Raw genomic sequence first — 22,081 nt, forward strand, 5'->3', positions numbered from 1 at the left:
ATAAGGAGAAACCTGCGAAGTAACCACAAGGAGAACTTGTTATGATTCAATTGTAATCGATTACAAGAATTTGAGATTATAGAAGTAAGCAGATGTGATGACAGAAAACGAGGCGAGTGAAGATGGAAATTTATTTTGTTCGACATGGTGAAACGTATTTGAATAAATACGATCGTATGCAAGGATGGGCAGATACCCCGCTGACACATCAGGGGAGAATAAGTGCTGAAAAATGCGGAGCTTATTTGGCTTCTAAAGGAATCAGCCAAATTGTTTCAAGTGATTTAGGCAGAACGATTGAAACCAGCAAAATCATTAGAACTCAGTTAAACATAACAAAGGAGCTCTATCTCATGCCAGAGTTCCGCGAAACATTTTTCGGTTATTTTGAAGGTGAATTGAACCAAAACGTTTGGCCCAAAGTTGCAAAGTCAAAAGGCTTTGAGACCGTCAACGAGTTTTATGCAAATTTAAAAATCAACGAGGTGATGAATGCTTTTCATGAAGCTGATCCGCAAAAAGACGCAGAGGATTACGAAACTTTTATCACTCGGATCAAAGCTGGGTTGGAAAAACTCGAAAATACGTTTTCTTCCGACAGCAAGATTTTAGTCGTGACTCACGGCAACACGATCCGAAATCTCGCCTATTTAATTGATCCGCAGATAGATTGTGCGGAGGTTGTCTTGAATGCAGCAATCACAAAGATAGCACTGACAAAGCATGAAAAAAAACTGCTCTTTTATAACCAGAGCGTGAATTTATAAGTATAGTTTTATCGAGAACGAAAAAAGACGATCACAATGGGAAGGAATTTGTAGTACGTATTATGCAGACACTAAAGCGACGAGTGACTCATAAATTTAAAGTAAGTCATCGAAGAGCGGGTTAAATTAGAGAAACGAATGGGGAGGTTTCAAAAATGAATTTTATAAATAAGCTTGAAAAGCTGCAAATAGCGGCAGAAGGAATGTCGAATAATCGTTATTTCAAGGCAGTTAGTAAAGGGATGGTCATGACAATTCCTTTCAGTATCACAGGATCGATGCTGACTTTGTTGGCAAATATACCTTTTGATGGTTACCAAAATTTTATTGATGCTAATGGGTTAAGAACATTGTTGCTGCTTCCAGGAATGTTTACCAGCAATATCATGGGGGTCATTGTGGTGTACTTTATTGCCTTCAATTTGGCAAAATCGTTTAAACTTGACGGAATGGTTCCCGGTTTCTTAGCAATCGTTTCATTCTTGTTACTGACCCCTTTAGCAACGATTGATCAAGAAGTACGCGGAGCCATGCAACCAGTCGATTTTATTAGCTTTGATTTTATCGGTTCCAGAGGGATGTTTGTAGGAATCATTGTCGGCTTAGTCGTAGCAAAGTTATACAGTTGGTTTATTGAAAATAATATTACCATCCGAATGCCAGAAAGTGTGCCGAGTTTTGTAGAAAAATCGTTTAGTTCCATCATCCCGTGTTTTTCGATCGCTTTATTGATGGCGGTTATTTCTTGGGGCTTTGCTTTCACAAGTTATGGTAGCGTTCACAATATGATTTATACAGTGGTTCAAGCGCCGATTCAATCGATTGGCGGGTCGGTTGCCGGTGTCTTAGTCGCCTATTCATTGATTGGCTTATTCTGGTGGTTTGGTCTGCACGGCAAAGCGATTATTTTCGGAGTATATGCGCCGATCTTACAAGCGATGACGACCGAGAACATGATTGCAGCAGCAGCTGGTGAGGTACCGCCTAATGTGATTGATCTTGGTTTTACTTATGTCTTTTTGGAAATTGGCGGGGGAGCCTGTGTTTTAGGACTTGCGGTTTGTTTTATTCTTTTTGCTAAAAGCAGTCAGTACAAAAACATCGGTCGGATCACTAGTATTCCAACCTTCTTTAGCATCAATGAACCCATTACTTTTGGAACACCGGTTTGCTTGAATCCGATATTTCTTGTACCGACCCTAGTAACGCCGTTAGTGACAGGTTTAATTGGCTACTTCTCAATTGTCAGCGGATTGGTACCTAGACCGCAAGGGGTCCATCTTCCAACAGGGTTTCCAACTTTCTTTAATGCAATAGTGGTCGGAGGCTGGAAAATGATGCTAGCACAAGTCATTTGTGTCATTGTTGCCACAGCAATTTACTTCCCGTTTTTCAAAGCAGCCGACAATCTTGAATACAAGCGGGAGCAAGCAGAAGAAAAAGAACAAGCGGCAGAAAAAGCAGTCGATTTAGGTGCTGTCGTAACGGAATAAACATAAAGGAGCGAGTGAAAATGAAAAAAATCAACATTTTATTAGTCTGTAATGCGGGAATGAGTACTAGCCTTCTAATTGAAAAAATGGAGAAAGCCGGGGTAGCCAAGGGAATTGACGCTAGTGTTGATGCGCGACCAATCGAAGACATCAAAAGTTATCTTCCCGGCAAAGAGGTGATTCTGTTAGGTCCACAAGTTCGATTTAAGGAAAAACAGATTCGCGCAATGGTAGAAGATCAGATTCCGGTTTCGGTGATCGATATGTCTGCATACGGAACGATGAACGGAGAAAAAGTACTACAACAAGCATTAGGATTGGTATCGCAAGCACAGTAACCGAGTGTTAAAAAAAGAAAAAGCGAGTTGCGAATACAGGATTAGTAAAATCAACAATGTATCAGCTGCAGGCAACCCCAATTTTCGAAGACTCGTCAGTCACGTTGTTGCCAATCAAGCAAAGCGAAAATTTGCGATAGACAGCAGGAAACCTTAAAAAACAGCACATAGAAGGGATTTATTCCTTCTGTGCAAAGGAGAATCAACCGATGAATCAAGAACAGTTAGAAGCAGTGATGGGATTGATCATTCATAGCGGTAACGCAAAAAGTGACGCGATGGAAGCTATCAGTGCGGCAAAAGACAGCGACTTTATGCAGGCGAAAGAACGGATGAAAAGCGCAGAAGCTGCGATTGTAGAAGCGCATCATGCCCAAACCACTATGCTGACAAATGAAGCCCAAGGAATCGCAGCAGAGATCACGCTGCTGACCATCCATAGTCAGGATCATCTGATGACAGCGATTGCGTTTTGTGATTTAGCGAAAGAAATCATTGCGATCCACCAACGGATCGAGCAAGCCGAAACATAGGTGCATTATCATTGCTCTTTGCGTGATCTAAGGTAGTTTGTGCAAAATCAGCTTAATCTGTGTTTCCTAACGTGCCGGACGTTCTTCAAATGAAGGATTTGTCCGGTTTTTTATTTATAGGCCAACAGTGACAATTCAGTATGGAAAGTGTGGTATTTCTTTGCTGTGGATTGAGACAGAGTTTTTTCTAGTTAAATTTGTGTGTGTCAATTTATTGAAATAAGGAAGTGGATTTTCTTGAAAACGGTTAATCTATAAATGTAAAACAAAACAAGGAGGAACCTACATGACAAAATTACGCTTTGGATTTATCGGATGCGGAGGAATTGCCAATACAAAACATTTTCCAGCACTAGCTAAGTTAGCTGACCAAGTAGAGCTGGTCGCCTTTTGCGACATTATCGAAGAACGGGCAGTTCAAGCGGCGGAAACCTATGGAATCGGAGGTGCTTTCGTTACAACAGACTATCAGGAGTTGACCCAACGCCCAGACATTGATGTGATTCACGTCTTAACACCGAATGTTTCTCATGCGGAAATCACAGTGGCAGCGCTGGAAGCTGGCAAACACGTGATGTGTGAAAAGCCAATGGCTATCAATTATGAAGAGGCAAAAAAAATGTTGGAAGCAGCCAAAAGAACGGGTAAAAAATTAACGATCGGCTATCAAAATCGCTTCCGTTCGGATTCATTAGCTACTCATGATGCCTGCGCCAAAGGGGAATTGGGAGACATTTATTTTGCTAAAGCTCACGCGGTAAGACGCAAAGGAGTACCAACTTGGGGTGTGTTTCCGGACAAAGAAAAACAAGGCGGCGGACCGCTGATTGATATCGGGACACACGCATTAGACCTTACTTTATGGTGCATGGATAATTACAAACCAAAAATGGTCTTAGGGTCAACCTATCAAAAACTAAAGGATAAACCAATGGCGAATATGTTTGGTCCTTGGGATCCTGAAACATTTGAAACCGAAGATTCAGCGTTCGGTTTAATCAAAATGGAAAATGGTGCCACGATCTTTTTAGAAGCTGCTTGGGCATTGAATATGGTGAATCCGAAAGAAGCACAAGTTACCTTATGCGGAGATAAGGCAGGTGCGGAAATGTTTGGCAAAGCCTTTCTTGATCAGGGCTACGTCGTTTTCAATAAAGCCGATCATAATCAATTAGAACAAACACAACCTTCTGATGCTGGCGGTGTCTTCGGTTTTGAAGGAGCTTCGTTGGAACAAAGAGATGCGGAAGCGAAACAATGGGTCGAAGCAATCTTAAATGACACTGAGCCGTTGGTAAAACCGGAGCAGGCAATCGTTGTGACACAGATTTTAGAAGCAATTTATCAATCAGCAGAAACCGGGCAAGTCGTGGAATTATAGAAGAGGGGAATAGACGATGCTAAAATTTGGAATCATCGGTTTTGGTTTTATGGGCCAGACCCACGCAAAGACGATCGAGACATTGGACTATGCAGAACTGCTTGCAGTATGCGATACCAATGCACTGCAGTTTAAAGAAGCAAGCGATCCTATTTTAACCTTTTTAAAAGCAGATGAGTTGTTGGCTGTCCCTGAAATCAACACAGTCATTATCGCAGTTCCGAATCACCTGCATTTAGAAATGGTCAAAAAAGCAGCCGAAGCCGGCAAAGACATTATTTGCGAAAAACCAGCTGCTATGAATGCCGCCGAATTTTCCGAGATGATGCAGATCACTCAAGCTGCCAATGTCCGCTTTACGATTCATCATCAACGTCGCTGGGACAAAGATTTCTGTATTGCCAAGGAAATTTACCAAAGCCAGACGTTAGGAAAAATCTTTACGGTCAAAAACAGTCTCTATGGGTTTAATGGCAACATGCATGATTGGCATATTTATCCAGAATTTGGTGGTGGCATGCTTTATGATTGGGGCGTTCATTTGATCGATCAAATGCTGACGATGCTCTCACCGAGTCGGTTAACATCTGTTTACGCCGATGTGCAAAACGTCATTAATAAGAATGTTGATGATTATTTTTCGATTATGCTTCGCTTTGACAATGGAGTGACCGGGCAAGTCGAGCTAGGCACCTATATGCTGAGTGAGAAGGAGCATTGGTTTGAGCGCCACTGGTTTATCGGTGGGAACAAAGGAAGTGCGGTTATCGATGGGTTTGATCCACAAGGTGCGATTACTCGTACTTCTGAGCTACTGCAAAGTGTTAGTGGCAAAGTAACCATGACCCCAGCAGGTCCGACCCGTTCATTTGGCCCACCGCCGGAAGGCCGAATCATCAGCGAACCGCTGCCGGAGGTTCATGTGAATCATGAAATGTTTTTTGATAATTATTATCGCTTTGTCCAAGGAGAAGAAGAGTTGGCTGTTAAACCAAATCAAATCTTTTTCTTGATGAAAGTACTGGATGCTATTCGCGTATCTGCCGAAACGAAGCAGGCAGTTGCGCTGGCCTAGTCGCTTGGTCGTTTTATCAGACAAATTTCAGACAGTAGCTACAAAAGGAAAATGATTGAAACGAGAAAAAAACACTTGAACAGGTGGAAAAAAGAAGGAGCAGATACGGATGAAACTTGGTGTTGTAAGTGCCATATTTGATCAAAGCAATTTTGAAGAAATGATCGATATCGTTGCTGCTAACGGCTTGGAGTGCGTGGAAGTCGCTTGCTGGCCGCAAGGAAAAGCCCAAAGGCGTTATGCAGGGGTATCGCATATCGATACGAAACAGTTGACGGAAGAACGCATTCGAGAAATCCAGCACTATTGCCAGGCAAAGGGAGTGGAAATTTCTGCATTGGCGTATTATCCCAATCCTTTAGACGAAAACCTGGATAAAAGGCAAGAAGCGATTGACCATTTGTATACGCTGATTGATGCTTCCAAACGGATGGGAATCAATCTCGTCACAACGTTTTTAGGAAGAATGCCAACGAAAAATATCCGAGAGAACCTTGAGGAAGTGGTCAACGTCTGGCAACCGATTCTTGCTTATGCCGAAAAGCAGAAAGTGAGAATCGCCATCGAAAATTGTCCGATGCTTTTTACAGAAGATGAATGGCCGGGAGGACAAAATCTGATGACCACACCAACGATTTGGCGTCAGGTTTTTCAGCTGCTGGACAGCGAATACCTTGGTCTAAACTATGATCCATCCCATTTTGTTTGGCAGCAGATCGATTACATTCAACCTTTGTATGAATTTAAGGAAAAGATTTTTCATGTTCATTATAAAGACATCAAAGTGTATCAAGAAAAGCTAAACGATGTTGGTACGATGGCTGTGCCTCTGAGTTATATGAGTCCTAAATTACCTGGTCTCGGCGATGTGGATTGGGGCAAGTACATCTCGGCATTAACAGATATCGGCTTTGACGGTTATAGCTGTATTGAGATCGAAGATAAAGCCTTTGAGAATAGTTATGAGGCCGTCAAGAAATCAGTTGCCCTAAGTACTCATTACTTGCGAAATTTTGTTTAGGAGAAGCTGCTATGGAAAACTATTATCTTGGCATTGATTTAGGCGGTACTACGACTAAATTCGGGTTGGTCACCACCGAAGGCAGATTGAAAAAAGAATGGTGGATTCCGACAGACTGTCGTCAGAACGGAACACGGATCATTCCTGACTGTCTGGCAAGTATTCAAAAAGAGCTGGCATCAGAACTGGAGCAAAAAAGGATTTTAGGTATCGGAATGGGCTGTCCTGGCGCCGTTGACCGGGTCCATGGAACGGTCAGTAATGCCTTTAACCTAGGATGGACGCATGCGCAACCGATTCGTGCGGCCTTTGAACAAAGTTTGTGTCTGCCTTTCTTTCTTGAAAATGATGCCAACGCGGCGGCTTTAGGAGAGAAATGGCAGGGGTCTGGGGATGGCGAAAAGGATGTAGTTTTTTTGACACTAGGAACTGGAGTCGGTGGAGGTGTCATTTTGAACGATCAACTAGTTACCGGAGTCGGCGGTGCCGGTGGTGAGATCGGACATTTTCCTGTGACAAATCCTCATTCGTTTGATTGTTCGTGCGGTAATAGCAGTTGTTTAGAGACGTTAGTCAGTGCTACCGGTATCGTCAAGTTAGCAGAAAGTTATCGGCTTACCACTGCGACTACGTTGAATGATTGCCCTAAATTGACCAGTGCAATCATCTTTGCTGAAGCCGAGAAAGGGGATTTGCTTGCATTAAAAGTGGTGAATGAGGCTGCCAACTATTTGGGACAAGCCTGTAGTATGATTGCCAATCTGCTCAATCCCCATTCGATCATCATTGGCGGCGGGGTAGCAGAAGCCAAGGACTTTTTAATGGACCGTGTTCGTGCACGATTCGAACAAGGGAATTTCCCAGCAGTTCGCAAGACAACGAAACTCAAAAGGGCATCATTAGGTAAAGATGCTGGTATCTTCGGCGCAGCTTATTTAGTCAAAATCAGAAACACTGCTGGCTGAAAGAATAAGACAATAATAAGAATAGTAAAGGAGAAGTTAGTATGGGAATAAAATCAGGTGTAAGCTTATACAGCTTGCAAGACGAATATATGAACAAACGAATGACCCTTGCAGAAATCATCGCATTTTTAGATGAACATGACGTTGAGGGGTTTGAAATCTTACCGGATCAAATGCTCCATAACACACCTCATCCAAGTAAAGAAACGCTGGCTGATTGGGATCGCATCATGAGTAAAGCACAGGTCAAGCCGGTTTGCGCAGATGTCTTTCTTAATACAAATTTGTATAACAATCGTGGGTTGACGCAAAAAGAATGCCTGGATCTTTTAATCGAAGAAATCAAGCTTGCCTCTCGCTTAGGCTTCAAACTCATTCGACTGGTCTCGATGGTTCCAAGTTTTGTGATTGAACCGTTGCTACCGTATGCGGAAAAGTATGATGTGGCTTTCGCGCTGGAGATCCACGCGGGGATGAGCTTTGATATTCCCGAAACAAAAGCATTTATCGATGAAATGAAACGAGTCAATTCACCCTATTGCGGTTTGGTAATTGATACCGGTATTTTCTGTGATCGAATTCCCCGTGTCTTTAATGAATTCAATAAGCAAGTTTTGGGAGTCAATCCAGCTATTATCGACTATTTCAATGCCTTTTTTGATCAAGGATTGGATGGCTCGCAAGCCTTTGATGAAGCTCACCAATTAAAACCAGAATTGGCTGCGATGGCTGAACCAAAAGACATGCCTTACATTATGTTGGCCGACGGTTATGAGAATACACCTCTCTCAGTTTTAGAGGACGTTTTTCCGTATATCAAACATTTCCATTTTAAACTGTGGGAAACGACGGACGAAGGAGAAGAGTATTCCATCGATTATCGTAAGATTTTGACTTACTTGCATGAACATGGCTACGATGGTTATGTGGCGACAGAATATGAAGGCAACCGTTGGATTTTGCCAGGGCACCCAATGGTCGAAAAAGAACAAGTGATTGCCCATCAGAAATTAATTAAGTCAATAATCACTGAATTGGAAGGGGCGACGATCAATGTTTGATAACAATGTGTTTATTAAAGGATCTTGCAAAAATAAAGTCGTTGAAGGAGAGACGGATGGGTTTGAATTACAGACGCACATCACGTATTATCGTGGTGTTCCTTTATCAATGGTCAATGATATTCGCGTCACTGTAGACGGTGAAGAAGTAGCAAGAGAAGCTATTCGTTGCAGTGTTGACCAAAAAGATTGGTTCACACTAGATGAGATGACGACGGTTACCACCTATAAGTGGGAGTATGGCGAGCCTTTATACATTTATGTTCAGCAAGCAGGCGGTTTATCCGCAGGCACTCATGAAGTAGAATTAGCTGTGGTGACTCGTACAGCTTACATCCCGATTCCGATTGAAGGGATCTGTAAGAGAGAGGTAGTTGTTTAAGTAAAAAGAGATAGCGGAACCAACTGGTTCTGCTATCTCTTTTTCTACTCTTTATTCGCAAAAGCAATGAAAAAGCAGCAGGTGTGCGAACAGGATATCCGTTTCAAATGAGTGTTCCTCTTAGTCGGTAGTTTTTCATAGGCTAGAGACTGGCTAGCGCTCTTTATAATTTTTAGTTAATGAAGGATTTGTTACAACCGTTCCCAAAATCCCTGCGCAAAACCAGTAATAAATTCGTAGAGAGCCGGCAGTATCACCGAAATACATAAAACGACAAAGACCATTTTCTGAACAGCGGTTAATTGTTTGAGGAAATGGTTTTTTGTGAACAATAAATACGCGATACAGATAACGGCAAGCAGCTGCAATAGATCAAATAAAATGGACAAGAAAATCACCTTTTCTGATTAGATTGAATGGAGGATAGAATGATGGATTATCTTAACATAGAGCAAAGGGTTGAATGATATGGTTCTGAGAAAACGTGAAGATCAACGTTTATAAAGAAACGGTATTTCGACTCCAAAGAATGCGAAGATCCCGCTTAAAAGAAAGTAAGTCAATAAGCCTAGATAAAAAAGGACTTTCCAATTCAATTTCTTTTTCATTCGATCCACTCCTTTTGTGTATCATAGCATAAAAAAACGATAATATAAATAAATAATCTAAAGATGCAAATTTGCATTTTTCAGCAAGTGTAAGCTCTCTCAAGCTACATTTTCGCTATCTTGAAAAACCTGAGCTAAAATAGAAAGAGGAACAAAATCATGGCTCACTTTGATTTTTAGATAAACAACGAGTCGAAAGAAGGAGACATTTCTTTGAAAAAACCATGGATAAAACGCAAAAAGAAGCAACACGAAAATGAATTATTAACGGAACAGTCCGTTCAAGTCGAGCAAAGTCAAACGAGAGAAGAGCTGCAAGAAGAAGCGGAGTTTACTTCTTTTTTTGCGGATGTCATGAATCGAATGCCGAAAAAATCGGCTGCCCTTGTGATGAAAGGCTATGACGGATCAAAAGCCCAGGCGGAAAAAGTGTTAGCGAAAAGCAAGGATCAATTTGATCAGGTGTTTGAGGAGTTTTTGGTTGGCGTAGATGATGAAACGCGGAAAAAAGCCCACCGCACGATCCATGCGGCTTCTTTGACGGCGGCGATCATCGGCTGTTCACCGATTCCCTTTTCAGATGCAGTGTTACTTGTGCCAGTTCAAATGACGATGATGGCACGTTTGTATCGTATTTTTGGGCGAACATGGCGTGAAGGGTTAGCGAAAAGTATCTCGAAAGAGCTAGTCGTTGTGAGTTTTGGTCGCAGTGCCGTTGGCAATATCTTGAAATTTGTCCCAGCAGTCGGCACCGTTGCTGGAGCTGCGATCAATGCCAGTGTGGCTAGTGGTATCACCGAAGCCTTAGGCTGGGTGACTGTCAAGATGCTGAATGATGGGGAAGATGTGTTTGAGCAAGTGATGTCCTTCAAAGGCCAATTTCACACGCTGTTCAATGCGTTGAAAGTTGGCAAAAAATCCAAGTGAGACAAACAGAAGAAGAACGAAGCAGGTCCAGACGATTTGCTTTTGTTGCTTCTTTTTCTTCACAGCAAACAAAAAAATTTTTAAGGAGTGAGTAAAATGAAACAACGAGTGACACGGGAAGAAGTCAAAGAACGGTTGGTCACCGATGCGTATTTTCAAAAAGGTCGTTCCGCTTTAAAGACCCGCCAAACGATTTTGACGATTCTTGCTTGGCTGATGGTCTTGGTTCCCTTTGCCTGGCTGGCCATTCCATTGACCCTGCCGAATCTGGCGGATCGGATCGCCTTTCGGACCTATTTAGAAGAAGCAGTCACTTTCGAATTTCTAGCGTTATTTTTAGGCATTTCTTTTTTGATTTTAGTTCTTACGTTTACTTTATTAACTTTGAGGAACAACCGTCGCTTCAAACGATTGCTGCAAAAGCAATCGATGCATGATGAAGCTGCCTTGGAAAAACGCAAAGAGTTGCTAGAAGCATTTTATGAAGAACGCTTCGGGACGAAAGAAGAACGCCATGGGGCAAAATACTATGCGGTTGCACCGGAGCAAAACATTGGAGAAAGAGAGATCCAAGAACTTTTCCGTAGAAATGGGGTGGCTGATGGTTGTCAATTTTGATACTGGGTTCCCGTGGTTGGATACATTTTTAACAGTCGTTTTAATGATTCTCTTCACGTATCCGATTTTAGGCGGCTTTGCTTGGTTCATCGGGGTGATCTGCAATCGTTTTTTGTTCCGTTATCGACAATTAGAGTGGATACCGATCCCCGAAGAGATCGAGCCGATGATCACGATTATGGTACCAGCTCACAATGAAGAAATCGTTATTGAAGACACGATTCATTATTTAATGAACAATCTGAACTACAGCAATTATGAGGTGTTGGTGACTGATGATGGCTCAACGGATCAAACTCCTGTGATACTAGACCGATTGATGGAACAGTACCCAAATCTAAGAGTGTTGCGCATCGAAAAAAATCAAGGAAAAGCCCATGCCTTTAATATTGGGGTAGGGTTTGCCAAAGGGGAATTGATCTTGAGCAACGATGCAGATACGGTTCCTGAACCTGATGCGTTATGGAAATATGTCAATTATTTCATCCGCCAAGACTCCATCAATATCTCTGCCATTACGGCGAATATGGACGTTCAAAACCGCACAACGATCGTAGGAAAATCACAAACTGTTGAGTTTTCAAGTATCGTAGGAATTATCAAACGGACACAGCAAGCCGTTTTCGGCGTCATCTATGCCTATAGCGGTGCCAATACGATGTATCGCCGCGCGGCATTGATGGACGTGGGTCTGTTTCGACAAAATCGAGCCACAGAAGACATCAGTATTGCCTGGGACCACCAATTCCGAGGTTGGCTGTCTTTATTTGCTTCACGAGTGATGTTTTTCATGGAGGTGCCAGAAACACTCAAGATGCTCTACCGACAACGGAAACGCTGGGCGAAGGGCGGTACAGAAGTATGGCTGACCAACTTTAAAAAGGTCTTTTTGCATCCTTTTGAAAACATTGGTCGAACCGCTATGTTTGTCGATCAAACATTAAGTATCATCTGGTCATTCTTTTTCTGGCTTTCATCTGCCTTGTTTGTCTTCTATCTGATCTATTATGGTGCAACTGGGAATTACGAACGGATCTATCATATGTTTACGATGGCCTTTCTCTTCGTTTGTTTCGAGATGATTGCGGGGGTCATGCAGCTATTTACCAGCCTCTTGGCGGATGATAACCGCAGCAAGCTGAAGTATTTCCGCTTTGCCCCTTTTTACATGCTGTTTTACTGGATGATTAATGCCATAACGATCGTCACTACCTTTATTCCAGCCGTCAAGACCATACTTGGCTACGGCAGCGGCGTTTGGGTCAGCCCTGAGCGAACGGCGAAAAAAACCGAAGAATCTTAACGAATTCACCTTCCCTGGACAATAAAAACAAGTCTGAGTTTTCTTCAGACTTGTTTTTTTGCCATTAAGGTTCAGAAAGATAGTAAATCTCACGATTTTGGTAAGGATAACGAGTTTGCGAAAATTCGAAGGGTCGTCCGTCGGAGAGACGAGCAACTTGTTCTAATTCTAAGATCGGATCATTGGGATCGACTTCTAAATATTTGATATCATAGGAATCCGCTTTGTCGGCACGGATTTTACGTATGGCGGGACCTATTTTGAGATGTAAGGAATCAGTGATATATCGATAGATCGAGTGTTCAAGGATCGCCATATCAATATCGGGAATGGTTTTGATGGGCATGATCGTGTACTCCAATTCAAATGGTTCGTTATCAACATAGCGCAGTCGTACGATATCATAAACCGGTTCGTTTTCTCGCAAAGACAAGTAATCCATTTCGTTGGCTTCTGGAAAACGTACATTGAAACTAATGATTTTACTTTGCACTTTATGCCGTCCGCCATATCGGTTGACTAAACCGATATACTCATTGATCTGTCCTTGGTAGGTCGCTGAATTGACATAGGTGCCATGACCTCTTTTGGTAGAAATCAGGCCTTCTTGCTTCAATTGATTTAGCGCTTTTTGGATCGTCATTCGCGAGGTTTGAAATCGTTTGGCTAACGCCGTTTGTTCCGGTAGTTTTGATAAAGCAGGAAAAACTCCTTCATAAATATCCGTCCGCAACTGATCAACGATCTCTTTGTATTTTGTCATAGTCATCACTCCTTATGTAAAGAAATTCATGGACTTGAGTTTTGTTTGAAGGGGATAAAAACAAGGTCTATCACTAAAGAATCCGCTGAAATTCACATGTATAGAAAAAGCTTTACATATGTTTTTGAAAAATTTACATGCCAGTTTCACCTAATTATAATAGGTTTTGTAAGCGAATACAAATGATGGAGGAATCAATATGAAAAAATTTTACTGGGGAAACAGTGTCAGCAGTATGCAGACAGAAGGTGGTTGGAATGAAGGCGGTAAAAGCTTATCCGTTTATGATATACGGGAAGCTTCGGAACAGGCTAGCGATTGGCATGTAGCAAATGATAACTATCATGCGTATATAGAAGATTTTGATTATATGCAAGATTTGGGGATGAACATGTATCGTTTCCAAATTTCTTGGTCAAGGGTCGTTCACGATGGAGATGGTGCCTTTAATGAAGAAGGGATCGCCTATTACGATCGTTTTATTGATGATCTGTTAGCTCGAGGGATCGAGCCTATGATTTGTTTGTACCATTTTGATATGCCTCTGCATCTGGCGAAAACCTATAACGGGTTCATCAGCAAAGATGTGAAGGACGCATTCATTCGTTTTGGAAAAGAAATGGTAGATCGTTTTGCGGATAAAGTCCATTATTGGTTAACCTTTAACGAACAAAATCTTTTCCACCAAGACCATGGTTTTAAGATCAGCGGTTATTTAGAAGGGGAAGAAACGACAGAAGAATTGTATCAGATTTTCCACAATGTCATGGTTTGCCATGCAGAAATCTGTAATTATCTTCATGAAACAACAAATGCGAAGATCGGCGGCATGCTGGCGTATTCTGAGGCGTATCCAGCGACTTGTCGTCCACAAGACATCAAAGCAGCAAGAGAGTTTGATGAATTTGCGAACTTTACTTTATTAGATTGCTATGCGCACGGCAAGTATTCGGCAGCACAAGACCGATACGTGAAAAATCATCAACTCAATATGAATATTTTACCTGGGGAATTAGAAGCGATCGCAGCGCAGAAAAATGATTACATTGCCTTTAGCTATTATGCTTCTTCTACCTTGAATGCTGAAAAAATTCCTGAAGGAACGCCGCCGAATCGGTACATGACTTTTGGAAAACAAGACAATCCGTATATTAAAACGACGGAATGGAATTGGCAAATTGATCCGCTCGGCTTCCATGATGTCTTAAATAAAGTCTATCAGCGGTACCGCTTGCCAGTGTTTCCGATTGAAAACGGGATTGGTGTCAGAGAGCATTGGGATGGCAAAGAACCGATTCAAGATGATTACCGTATTGCCTATCATCAAGAGCATATTCGAGCGATGTTTGAAGCGATGGTGGAAGATGGAGTGGTCTGTCTTGGGTATCTTGGTTGGGGGCTGATCGACATTTTGAGCTCGCAAGGTGATATGGAGAAACGATACGGACTCGTGTATGTCAATCGTGGCAACCATGAGTTGCGAGATATGAAACGTGTACCGAAAAAATCGTATGAATGGTTCAAAGAAGTGATCAAAACCAATGGTAGTACGATCTATACAAACCCATATACAGAATAGGAGGAACAAAAATGGCAGCAGAAAAGCGCACGTTTTTAGATAAATTTACAGAGTTTTCGGTCCGTCTCGGCAATCAGGTTCATCTCAAAAGTCTTCGTGATGCGTTTGCGACCTTAATGCCTGCCTTTATTATCGCAGGGATCGCTGTGTTGTTTAATAATGTCTTCTTTCCATGGTTCTTAGAAGGGGCTGCCTTGGCGCGAATGCAAGTGTTTGGCAATTCCATCACCAATGGAACATTGAATATCGCCGGTCTGCTGATCGCCCCGATGATCGCTTATTTTCTTTGCCGCAACAAAAACAATCCGAGCGCCATCAATGCAACCTTTGTGGCAACGACTTGCTTAGTGGTCATGTTGGCGATGGCTCATGCCGTGATGCCAGAAGGCGCTCAAGCAGAAGTGACCATCAGTGGTGTGATGCTATTTGACGATGTCGGGACCAAAGGGATGTTTTCTGGAATCATTTGTGGGTTAGTTGCCACGGAATTATTTATTCGACTGTCAGAAAACAAGCACCTAAAAATCAATTTAGGGGATCAAGTTCCTCCTGCCGTCAGCAAATCCTTCAGCACGTTGATCCCTGCTATTTTGGTGATTTCCTTCTTTGCCGTAGTTGCGACCGTGCTAGCAGCCTTTGATACCGATCTGATTCAAATCATTTCAACAGTGATCCAAGAACCACTGCGTTTATTGAACACATCGATTTTTGGGTTCTTGATCATCTATTCAACGGGCAATTTTCTGTTTACTTTAGGCATTCACCAAACCGTCATCAATGGCACCTTGTTAGATCCATTGCTGTTAGTCAATATGAATGAAAACATGCAAGCCGTGCAAGAAGGCGCTACGCCACCCAATATCTTAAATTCAGCATTCGTGACGGTTTTCGCACAACTAGGCGGGACTGGATTTACGATCAGCTTGATCATTGCAGTGCTCTTATTCGTCCGCAATTACCAACCTTTTCGGGATGTCGTCAATCTATCCCTAGCTCCGGGTATTTTTAATATCAACGAGCCAATCATCTTTGGTTTACCGATCGTCTTCAATTTACCCATGATCATTCCCTTCGTTGCAAGTCCAATTGTTGCGACGTTGATTGGCTACTTTGCTACCGCAGTAGGATTTATTGAGCCACTTTCTGTGATGGTTCCTTGGACGACACCACCAATTCTTAGTGCATTGTTGGCATCAAAAGGGGATTTTAAAGTTGTTTTGGTTCAAGTGATCATCATCGTCGTTTGTGTAGCAATCTATTTTCCATTTTTAAAAATCGCTCAACGGGTTGCAATCAAATCTGCTGAATTGGAGCGGGCAGAATAAACAAGCTAGCGTTTAAGTAAAAGAACGAAAGAGTAGAGAAATCTACTCTTTTTTGATTGTTCTGAATAAAAAAGTGTTCTTTAACTCCTCAAGAATGGTTCAAAAGTCAGAGATTCAATGATTTTTCAGCAAAAACTATAAATCGAATAATGTTTTGTTAAAAAATACCGCTTTACTTTCGTTATGTCACCGTTTACAATGAACTTGTACTCGGTTGTACACACTGGTTTAAAGTTGTCTATAGTGGTGTATACATGTACGTAATGAATGAAGGAGGTGATTGTATGATTATCAATCGTAATGTTTCCAAGCCGATTTATCTTCAAGTGGCAGACTACTTGAGAAATGGTATCTATGCTGAGGAATGGGGAAAGGGGGAACAAATACCGTCAGAGAATCAAATTATGACGGATCTTGAAGTCAGTCGAGGTACAGTCAAAAAAGCAGTGAATATGTTAGTTGAAGAAGGGCTTCTCCATCAGATACAGGGGAAGGGTACCTATGTAACAGAAGGAAATATTTCCTATCCTTTAGGAAAAGGGTTGCTTTCTTTTGCTGAATCTTTGGAAAGTCAAAAATTGTCTTATGAAACAAAAGTTATCACTTCTGAATTTCGAAATGCTACGAAAGAGATCGCGACAAGACTCAGTATTAATGTTGGCGATGAATACCTGTACATGAAACGGATTCGATATGTTGAAGGTGAAAAAGTCATGTTGATTGAAAACCGTTTAAATGCAGAGCTGTGCAAGGGAATCGAAGCGCATGATTTTAATCACGAAAGCCTATTTCGTGTAATCGAACAATTGACTGGCAGCAAAATTGCGTATTCAGAAAGTCGGTATGCTGCGAGAGTAATGGGAGAAAAGCGAGCGCTAGAATTAGAGGTTTCACCGGATTCGCCCGTTCTTCACTTGGAACAATTAGTTTATTTGGAAGGAGGAACCCCTGTCGAATTTGGAAATGTCTGGTTAAAGGCTAATAAATACTACCTTGGAACGATCCTTCAAAGGGAGGAAATTTAATTGCCATTAGTAAACGGATTCACATTGTTAGATATCATAAAAGAACGGAAAGTCATTGCGGGAGCATTCAATACGACGAATTTAGAAACAACTATAGGAATATTACAAGCAGTTGAAAAGACAGGCATCCCAACATTTATTCAAGTTGCGCCTACTAATATAACGCTTGCTGGGTATGAATACTTAGTTGATATGGTTTCACGATATGCAGAAAATATGGACACACCTGTTGCATTACACTTAGACCATGGCAAAAAATTTGATGATGTGAGGAAAGCGATACGCGCAGGATTTACCTCAGTTATGATTGATGGTGCTGCTTTTGATTTTGAAGAAAATATTGCCTTCACTAAACAAGCAGTGGAATTTGCGAAATCGTATGGTATCCCAGTTGAAGCGGAACTTGGTGCTATTCTTGGGAAAGAAGATGATCATGTTTCTGAAGCCGATGCAAAAACGGATCCTCAACAGGTGAGAGAATTTGTTGAGCGGACAGGTTGCCACATGTTAGCGGTTTCTGTCGGCAATGTTCATGGATTAGAAGATGAACCGAATATTGATTTTGATCTATTAAAAGAAATCAATGAAGTATCACCAGTTCCATTAGTGATCCATGGTGGATCAGGTATCCCAGATGAACATATCCATCAAATGGTTGAATACAATGTTGCCAAAATCAATATTGCGAGTGATTTGCGGCAAAGCTTTATTAGAAGTGTCGGGAGAGCGTATGAAGAAAACCCGAATGAAGCAAACTTAATCAAAGTGCTGCAAAAAGCAGAGGATTCGGTTTTTGAGACGGTTCACGAAAAAATCTTGAGTATGAATAGTGTGGTGCAAAAATAGTGGTAGAAGAATTAACAAATGAAGAAAACATTTTTGTTGATATTGAGGTCTCAAATTTTGAAGAGCTTGTGGAAATAATCGCGCAACCATTACTTGAAAACAAAGATGTGACTGTGGATTTCCCTAAGCAAGTGATAGAAAGAGAACGAGTATTTCCCACAGGATTACCGACACAACCGATAGGCGTGGCGATTCCCCACACGAATCCAGAATTTGTATACAACAATAAAGTAACGATTGCCATCCTGAAAGCTCCGATACAAATGGAAATTATGGGGGGAATGGATGAAGGGACGGTCGATGTTTCAATTGTTTTTCTTTTAGCACTGGGAGAATCAAATAAACAATTGAATATTTTACAAAAATTGATGGGGATCTTAAATCAAGAAGAAATCTTAAAAGCATTGAAGAATAGCAGCAAAAAAGAAATTTTTGCTTTTGCTAAAAATGAATTGAACCTTTAAAAATAGGAGGAAAAAAAATGGCTAAAAATCTTTTATTCGTATGTGCTACAGGTATTGCGACTTCAACAGCAGTTACTGAGAAGGTAATGGAATTTTTAAAAGAAAAAGGCTTGAATTCAGTGAATTATTCACAAACAAATGTCGCTTCAGTTCAATCGAATTCTGATGATGCAGACTTGATCGTTTCAACAACAAAAATACCTTATGAGTTAAATGTTCCAGTAATCAATGGATTAGCGCTTATTACAGGTATCAATGAAGAGAAGGTATTGAACAGTATTTATGAAAAACTAACAGAAGGAGAATAAAATGGGGGATCTTACACAGAAATTATATGATGGTGTGCAATATATTTTAGGGTTTGGACCAACAGTTATGCTGCCTTTAGTATTGTTCATTTTGGCACTATTCTTCAAAATCAAGCCAGCGAAAGCACTGAGGTCTTCTTTAACCGTGGGAATTGGGTTTGTCGGCATTTATGCGATTTTCGATATATTGACTAATAATGTAGGTCCTGCAGCACAAGCAATGGTAGAACAAACAGGGATCAATCTTCCAGTAGTTGACTTAGGTTGGCCGCCTTTATCAGCAATTACATGGGGATCACCGATTGCTCCATTTGTTATTCCACTAACGATGTTGATCAATGTAATCATGATCGCAATCAAGCAAACGAGAACCGTAGACGTTGATATGTGGAACTATTGGCATTTTGCGCTTGCAGGAACCTTAGTATATTATAGCACAGGTAGTTTTTGGTTGGGAATACTAGCTTCTGGTGTGATCGCAGTCATTGTCTTCAAATTGGCAGACTGGGCAGCGCCCATGGGAGAAGAATATTTTGGTCTAGAAGGAATTTCATTACCGACTGTTTCTTCTATTACTTTTTTTCCAATCGGTTTGATTGGAAACAAGCTGATCGACATGATTCCAGGCATCCGCAAAATTGATATCAATCCGCTGACGATTCAAAAAAGATTTGGAATTTTCGGCGAACCGATGATGGTGGGAACGATTTTAGGTTTATTATTAGGAATCGTTGCTGGATATGATTTACAAGGGATTTTAACGACCGGTATCAGTATCGGAGCGGTAATGTTTATCTTGCCACGAATGGTTCGTATTTTAATGGAAGGATTGCTTCCCCTATCAGAAGCAATCAAAAAGTTCTTGAATGAACGTTATCCAGATAGAGATGATCTGTATATAGGTCTCGATATTGCCGTGGCGATTGGTAATCCTGCGATCATTTCTACTGCATTGCTCTTAACACCGATCGCAGTTGTATTGGCATTTATCTTACCAGGAAATACGGTTCTTCCTTTGGGAGATTTAGCTAACTTAGCAGTGATGGCGTCAATGGTAGTTCTTTCGACTAAGGGAAATGTTTTTAGAGCAGTCTTGATTGCAATTCCAATCATGATTGGTGATCTTTATATTGCTTCAGCAATCGCCCCATTCATCACTACTATGGCAAAAGATGTGAATTTCAACTTTCCAGAAGGTTCGAGCGGCCTTGTTTCAAGCTTCTTGGACGGTGGGAATCCTTTACGATATTGGTTACTACAGATTTTCAATGGGAATATCATTGCTCTTGGTCTGATTCCTGTAGTTGGAGTGGTTATATTCTGGATTTATAAAGTAACTTACAATCAAACGCATTTAATTGATAAAGGAACTGCACAATGACCAAAAATCTTGCCATTACGGTTGACATAGGGACAACGAATGCGAAGGTTACTTTATTTGACTATACTACAGGAGAAATTCGTGAAAGAGCCTCTTTTCCTACGATAAAAATAGAGGATAAAGAGGGTGAATTATTTGATCATCAGGCAATTTGGGGACAATTGGAAGCAATCTTGAAATCATTTGTAGTCCAAAATAAGGAGAAAATCGATTCAATCACTATAGCCAGCGTTGGGGAGGCAGGTGTTTTGCTTGATCAAGAAGGAGTAGTTGTAACTCCAATGATCGCTTGGTATGATCAACGGGCAAGAGAATATATCGAATGCTTATCAAAACAACAGAAAGAAACGATCTATCGGATCACTGGGTTACCGGCGCATTCTAATTATAGTTTGGGGAAAATCAAGTGGCTGATGGATCGAATTAAGAACAAAGAGCAAGGTCCATATTTGTGGTTGAATATTCCTGATCTTTTTGCTTACTATTTAACGAAAAGAAAAGTGACGGAATATTCATTAGCCAGCAGAACAATGTGCTATGACATTGAAAAAAAAGACTGGTCCAATGAACTACTGAGCTATTTTGACTTAGATGGGATGATTCAGTTTCCAGAAGTCATCTCTGCAAGCACTATTATTGGTTATACCACAGATTCTGGGTTACCTATTTTAAGTGATGAAAAAATAGCTATACGTATTGCTGGACATGACCACATGGTGGGTGCTTTTGGAATCGAATTACAGGAAAACGAGCTTTTAAATTCAACTGGTACGACAGAAGGCCTACTTCAATTAATGAAAAGTCCAGCAAATAATCAAGAAAATTTCGGGAAATCATTGTCAAATGGTGTTTTTATTGATGCGCAGATGTACACGATTTTTTCCTCTATGCCAACGGGAGGGATTGCCTTTGCTTGGTATCAGCAGCTATTTAACAAATCCAAGGAACAATTAACTAGCGAATGTGGCCAATTGCTTAATGAGTATCTAAAAGATAAAATCGTTCCATTAGAAACTGGTTTTTTTATTCCGCATTTAAATGGTTCAGGTGCTCCTTTTAAAAACGGACGTTCGAAGGGAATGCTCTATGGATTGGACCTGACGACGCAAGCTAAGGACATTCTTTTTGCCTTAGTTTTAGGACTAGTTTTAGAACTAAAATTAGTAACTGAATGCTTTGAGCATAATATTGCTGACAGAATTGTTGTTATTGGTCCAGCAATCAATAATCCGTTATGGCTGCAACTAAAAGCAGATGCGATGAATAAAGAGTTGAAAGTCATTAATATCGATGAGGCAGTGTCCTTTGGCGCACTAAGAATCGCCTATCCGACGTTTACTGCAAAACTACCTTCGGAAACTTACCAACCGAATCCAAAGCGAGCATCAGAACTTTCTCAAGTTTTTGAAAAATATCAAACGCTGTATCAAAGCAAAAAACAAATAACGAAAGGAAAGCTCACTTCTTAGAAGGGGCTTTTCTTTCGTTAATACAATTATTGATTGGCAGAATTGTTAATTAGGTAAGATAAAATGGTATACTATCCCAAAAGGAGCGACTATGAAACTATCAGAAATGCAAAAAGCGATTTATCAAAACAAAATCGATCACCAATTCAATGTCACAAATATTGAAAAAGAGTTTTTGGCTTTATATGGTGAAGTAGGGGAAGCCTTTGACGCGTATCGGAAGCAACAAGAGGTAGGAGAAGAATTGGCGGATGTGGCGATTTATCTTCTTGGGTTAGCAGAAATCCTTTCCATCGATCTTGAAGCTGAGATTCATAAAAAAATGGCCGTCAACCAAAAGCGTCGTTATACGAGTTATGGCAATGGCTATGCAAAACGAATCGATAGTTGATACACGCACAAAAACTAGTGGATTCCTCGAGTATAGGCCCTTACCGAAATAGAAATGG

Annotated in this window: 23 protein-coding genes; 22 read left to right on the forward strand and 1 reads right to left on the reverse strand. The window is 41.1% G+C overall.

All coding sequences use genetic code 11. From position 1 onward, the window contains the following. The first annotated feature begins 122 nt into the window (after nucleotides 1-122). The 13 genes from A5878_RS04250 (at nucleotide 123) to A5878_RS04315 (ending at nucleotide 12,472) form a co-directional block, all read left to right on the forward strand. Nucleotides 123-767: a histidine phosphatase family protein gene (locus A5878_RS04250; protein WP_086294712.1), complete on the forward strand. Its 645-nt coding sequence runs from the start codon at nucleotides 123-125 to the stop codon at nucleotides 765-767. Nucleotides 768-922: 155 nt separating this feature from the next. After that, nucleotides 923-2,260: a PTS sugar transporter subunit IIC gene (locus A5878_RS04255; protein WP_086294713.1), complete on the forward strand. Its 1,338-nt coding sequence runs from the start codon at nucleotides 923-925 to the stop codon at nucleotides 2,258-2,260. Nucleotides 2,261-2,280: 20 nt separating this feature from the next. Further along, nucleotides 2,281-2,598: a PTS sugar transporter subunit IIB gene (locus tag A5878_RS04260; protein WP_086294714.1), complete on the forward strand. Its 318-nt coding sequence runs from the start codon at nucleotides 2,281-2,283 to the stop codon at nucleotides 2,596-2,598. Between the two features lie 209 nt (nucleotides 2,599-2,807). After that, nucleotides 2,808-3,131 (forward strand): PTS lactose/cellobiose transporter subunit IIA, encoded by a 324-nt coding sequence (locus tag A5878_RS04265; protein WP_086294715.1) that lies wholly within the window; start codon nucleotides 2,808-2,810, stop codon nucleotides 3,129-3,131. Nucleotides 3,132-3,417: 286 nt separating this feature from the next. Continuing rightward, on the forward strand, nucleotides 3,418-4,512 hold the full coding sequence (locus A5878_RS04270; RefSeq protein WP_086294716.1) for a Gfo/Idh/MocA family protein: 1,095 nt from the start codon (nucleotides 3,418-3,420) through the stop codon (nucleotides 4,510-4,512). Between the two features lie 16 nt (nucleotides 4,513-4,528). Continuing rightward, nucleotides 4,529-5,587, forward strand: coding sequence for a Gfo/Idh/MocA family protein (locus A5878_RS04275; protein WP_086294717.1), 1,059 nt, complete (start codon nucleotides 4,529-4,531; stop codon nucleotides 5,585-5,587). A 109-nt stretch (nucleotides 5,588-5,696) separates the two neighbouring features. Then, nucleotides 5,697-6,608 (forward strand): sugar phosphate isomerase/epimerase, encoded by a 912-nt coding sequence (locus tag A5878_RS04280; protein WP_086294718.1) that lies wholly within the window; start codon nucleotides 5,697-5,699, stop codon nucleotides 6,606-6,608. A gap of 11 nt (nucleotides 6,609-6,619) precedes the next feature. Then, nucleotides 6,620-7,573 carry an ROK family glucokinase gene (locus A5878_RS04285; RefSeq protein ID WP_086294719.1) on the forward strand — a complete coding sequence of 318 codons (954 nt, stop codon included), beginning with the start codon at nucleotides 6,620-6,622 and terminating at the stop codon, nucleotides 7,571-7,573. A gap of 41 nt (nucleotides 7,574-7,614) precedes the next feature. Continuing rightward, nucleotides 7,615-8,634, forward strand: a complete 1,020-nt coding sequence (locus A5878_RS04290) for a sugar phosphate isomerase/epimerase (RefSeq protein WP_086294720.1) — start codon at nucleotides 7,615-7,617, stop codon at nucleotides 8,632-8,634. Continuing rightward, nucleotides 8,627-9,016, forward strand: a complete 390-nt coding sequence (locus tag A5878_RS04295; RefSeq protein ID WP_086294721.1) for a DUF6379 domain-containing protein — start codon at nucleotides 8,627-8,629, stop codon at nucleotides 9,014-9,016. The genes A5878_RS04290 and A5878_RS04295 overlap by 8 nt, the downstream gene beginning before the upstream one ends. 788 nt (nucleotides 9,017-9,804) lie before the next feature. Next, nucleotides 9,805-10,551, forward strand: a complete 747-nt coding sequence (locus A5878_RS04305) for a YcjF family protein (RefSeq protein WP_086294722.1) — start codon at nucleotides 9,805-9,807, stop codon at nucleotides 10,549-10,551. 96 nt (nucleotides 10,552-10,647) lie between these two features. Continuing rightward, nucleotides 10,648-11,169, forward strand: a complete 522-nt coding sequence (locus A5878_RS04310; RefSeq protein ID WP_086294723.1) for a hypothetical protein — start codon at nucleotides 10,648-10,650, stop codon at nucleotides 11,167-11,169. Continuing rightward, a complete protein-coding gene (locus A5878_RS04315) occupies nucleotides 11,153-12,472 on the forward strand; it encodes a glycosyltransferase (RefSeq protein WP_015509139.1) in 1,320 nt (439 codons plus the stop codon). Before A5878_RS04310 ends, A5878_RS04315 begins: the two co-directional genes overlap by 17 nt. 64 nt (nucleotides 12,473-12,536) lie before the next feature. Here A5878_RS04315 and A5878_RS04320 read toward each other — a convergent pair whose 3' ends face one another. Next, nucleotides 12,537-13,235 (reverse strand): GntR family transcriptional regulator, encoded by a 699-nt coding sequence (locus tag A5878_RS04320; RefSeq protein ID WP_034858220.1) that lies wholly within the window; start codon nucleotides 13,233-13,235, stop codon nucleotides 12,537-12,539. Between the two features lie 199 nt (nucleotides 13,236-13,434). Between A5878_RS04320 and A5878_RS04325 the strand changes: the two genes are divergently transcribed. From A5878_RS04325 to A5878_RS04365, 9 genes are all read left to right on the forward strand, one after another. Beyond that, complete coding sequence (locus tag A5878_RS04325; RefSeq protein WP_086294724.1) at nucleotides 13,435-14,814, forward strand: glycoside hydrolase family 1 protein; 1,380 nt, start codon at nucleotides 13,435-13,437, stop codon at nucleotides 14,812-14,814. 11 nt (nucleotides 14,815-14,825) lie between these two features. Further along, the gene (locus tag A5878_RS04330; protein WP_016620624.1) at nucleotides 14,826-16,139 is read left to right on the forward strand and encodes a PTS sugar transporter subunit IIC; all 1,314 of its coding nucleotides are present in this window, start codon (nucleotides 14,826-14,828) and stop codon (nucleotides 16,137-16,139) included. 254 nt (nucleotides 16,140-16,393) lie between these two features. Then, complete coding sequence (locus A5878_RS04335; RefSeq protein WP_256925762.1) at nucleotides 16,394-17,164, forward strand: GntR family transcriptional regulator; 771 nt, start codon at nucleotides 16,394-16,396, stop codon at nucleotides 17,162-17,164. Next, nucleotides 17,165-18,010, forward strand: coding sequence for a class II aldolase (locus A5878_RS04340; protein WP_086294726.1), 846 nt, complete (start codon nucleotides 17,165-17,167; stop codon nucleotides 18,008-18,010). Beyond that, on the forward strand, nucleotides 18,010-18,474 hold the full coding sequence (locus A5878_RS04345; protein WP_086294727.1) for a PTS sugar transporter subunit IIA: 465 nt from the start codon (nucleotides 18,010-18,012) through the stop codon (nucleotides 18,472-18,474). Before A5878_RS04340 ends, A5878_RS04345 begins: the two co-directional genes overlap by 1 nt. A 17-nt stretch (nucleotides 18,475-18,491) precedes the next feature. Beyond that, nucleotides 18,492-18,782 carry a PTS sugar transporter subunit IIB gene (locus A5878_RS04350; RefSeq protein WP_086294728.1) on the forward strand — a complete coding sequence of 97 codons (291 nt, stop codon included), beginning with the start codon at nucleotides 18,492-18,494 and terminating at the stop codon, nucleotides 18,780-18,782. A gap of 1 nt (nucleotide 18,783) precedes the next feature. Further along, nucleotides 18,784-20,163, forward strand: coding sequence for a PTS galactitol transporter subunit IIC (locus A5878_RS04355; RefSeq protein ID WP_086294729.1), 1,380 nt, complete (start codon nucleotides 18,784-18,786; stop codon nucleotides 20,161-20,163). After that, nucleotides 20,160-21,632 (forward strand): L-fuculokinase, encoded by a 1,473-nt coding sequence (locus tag A5878_RS04360; protein ID WP_086294730.1) that lies wholly within the window; start codon nucleotides 20,160-20,162, stop codon nucleotides 21,630-21,632. The genes A5878_RS04355 and A5878_RS04360 overlap by 4 nt, the downstream gene beginning before the upstream one ends. Before the next feature lie 91 nt (nucleotides 21,633-21,723). Continuing rightward, a complete protein-coding gene (locus A5878_RS04365) occupies nucleotides 21,724-22,023 on the forward strand; it encodes a MazG-like family protein (protein WP_074536540.1) in 300 nt (99 codons plus the stop codon). Nucleotides 22,024-22,081: the final 58 nt, after the last annotated feature.

Origin of the sequence: Enterococcus sp. 3G6_DIV0642, from assembly GCF_002140635.1 — a bacterium.
Lineage (GTDB): Bacteria > Bacillota > Bacilli > Lactobacillales > Enterococcaceae > Enterococcus_D > Enterococcus_D casseliflavus.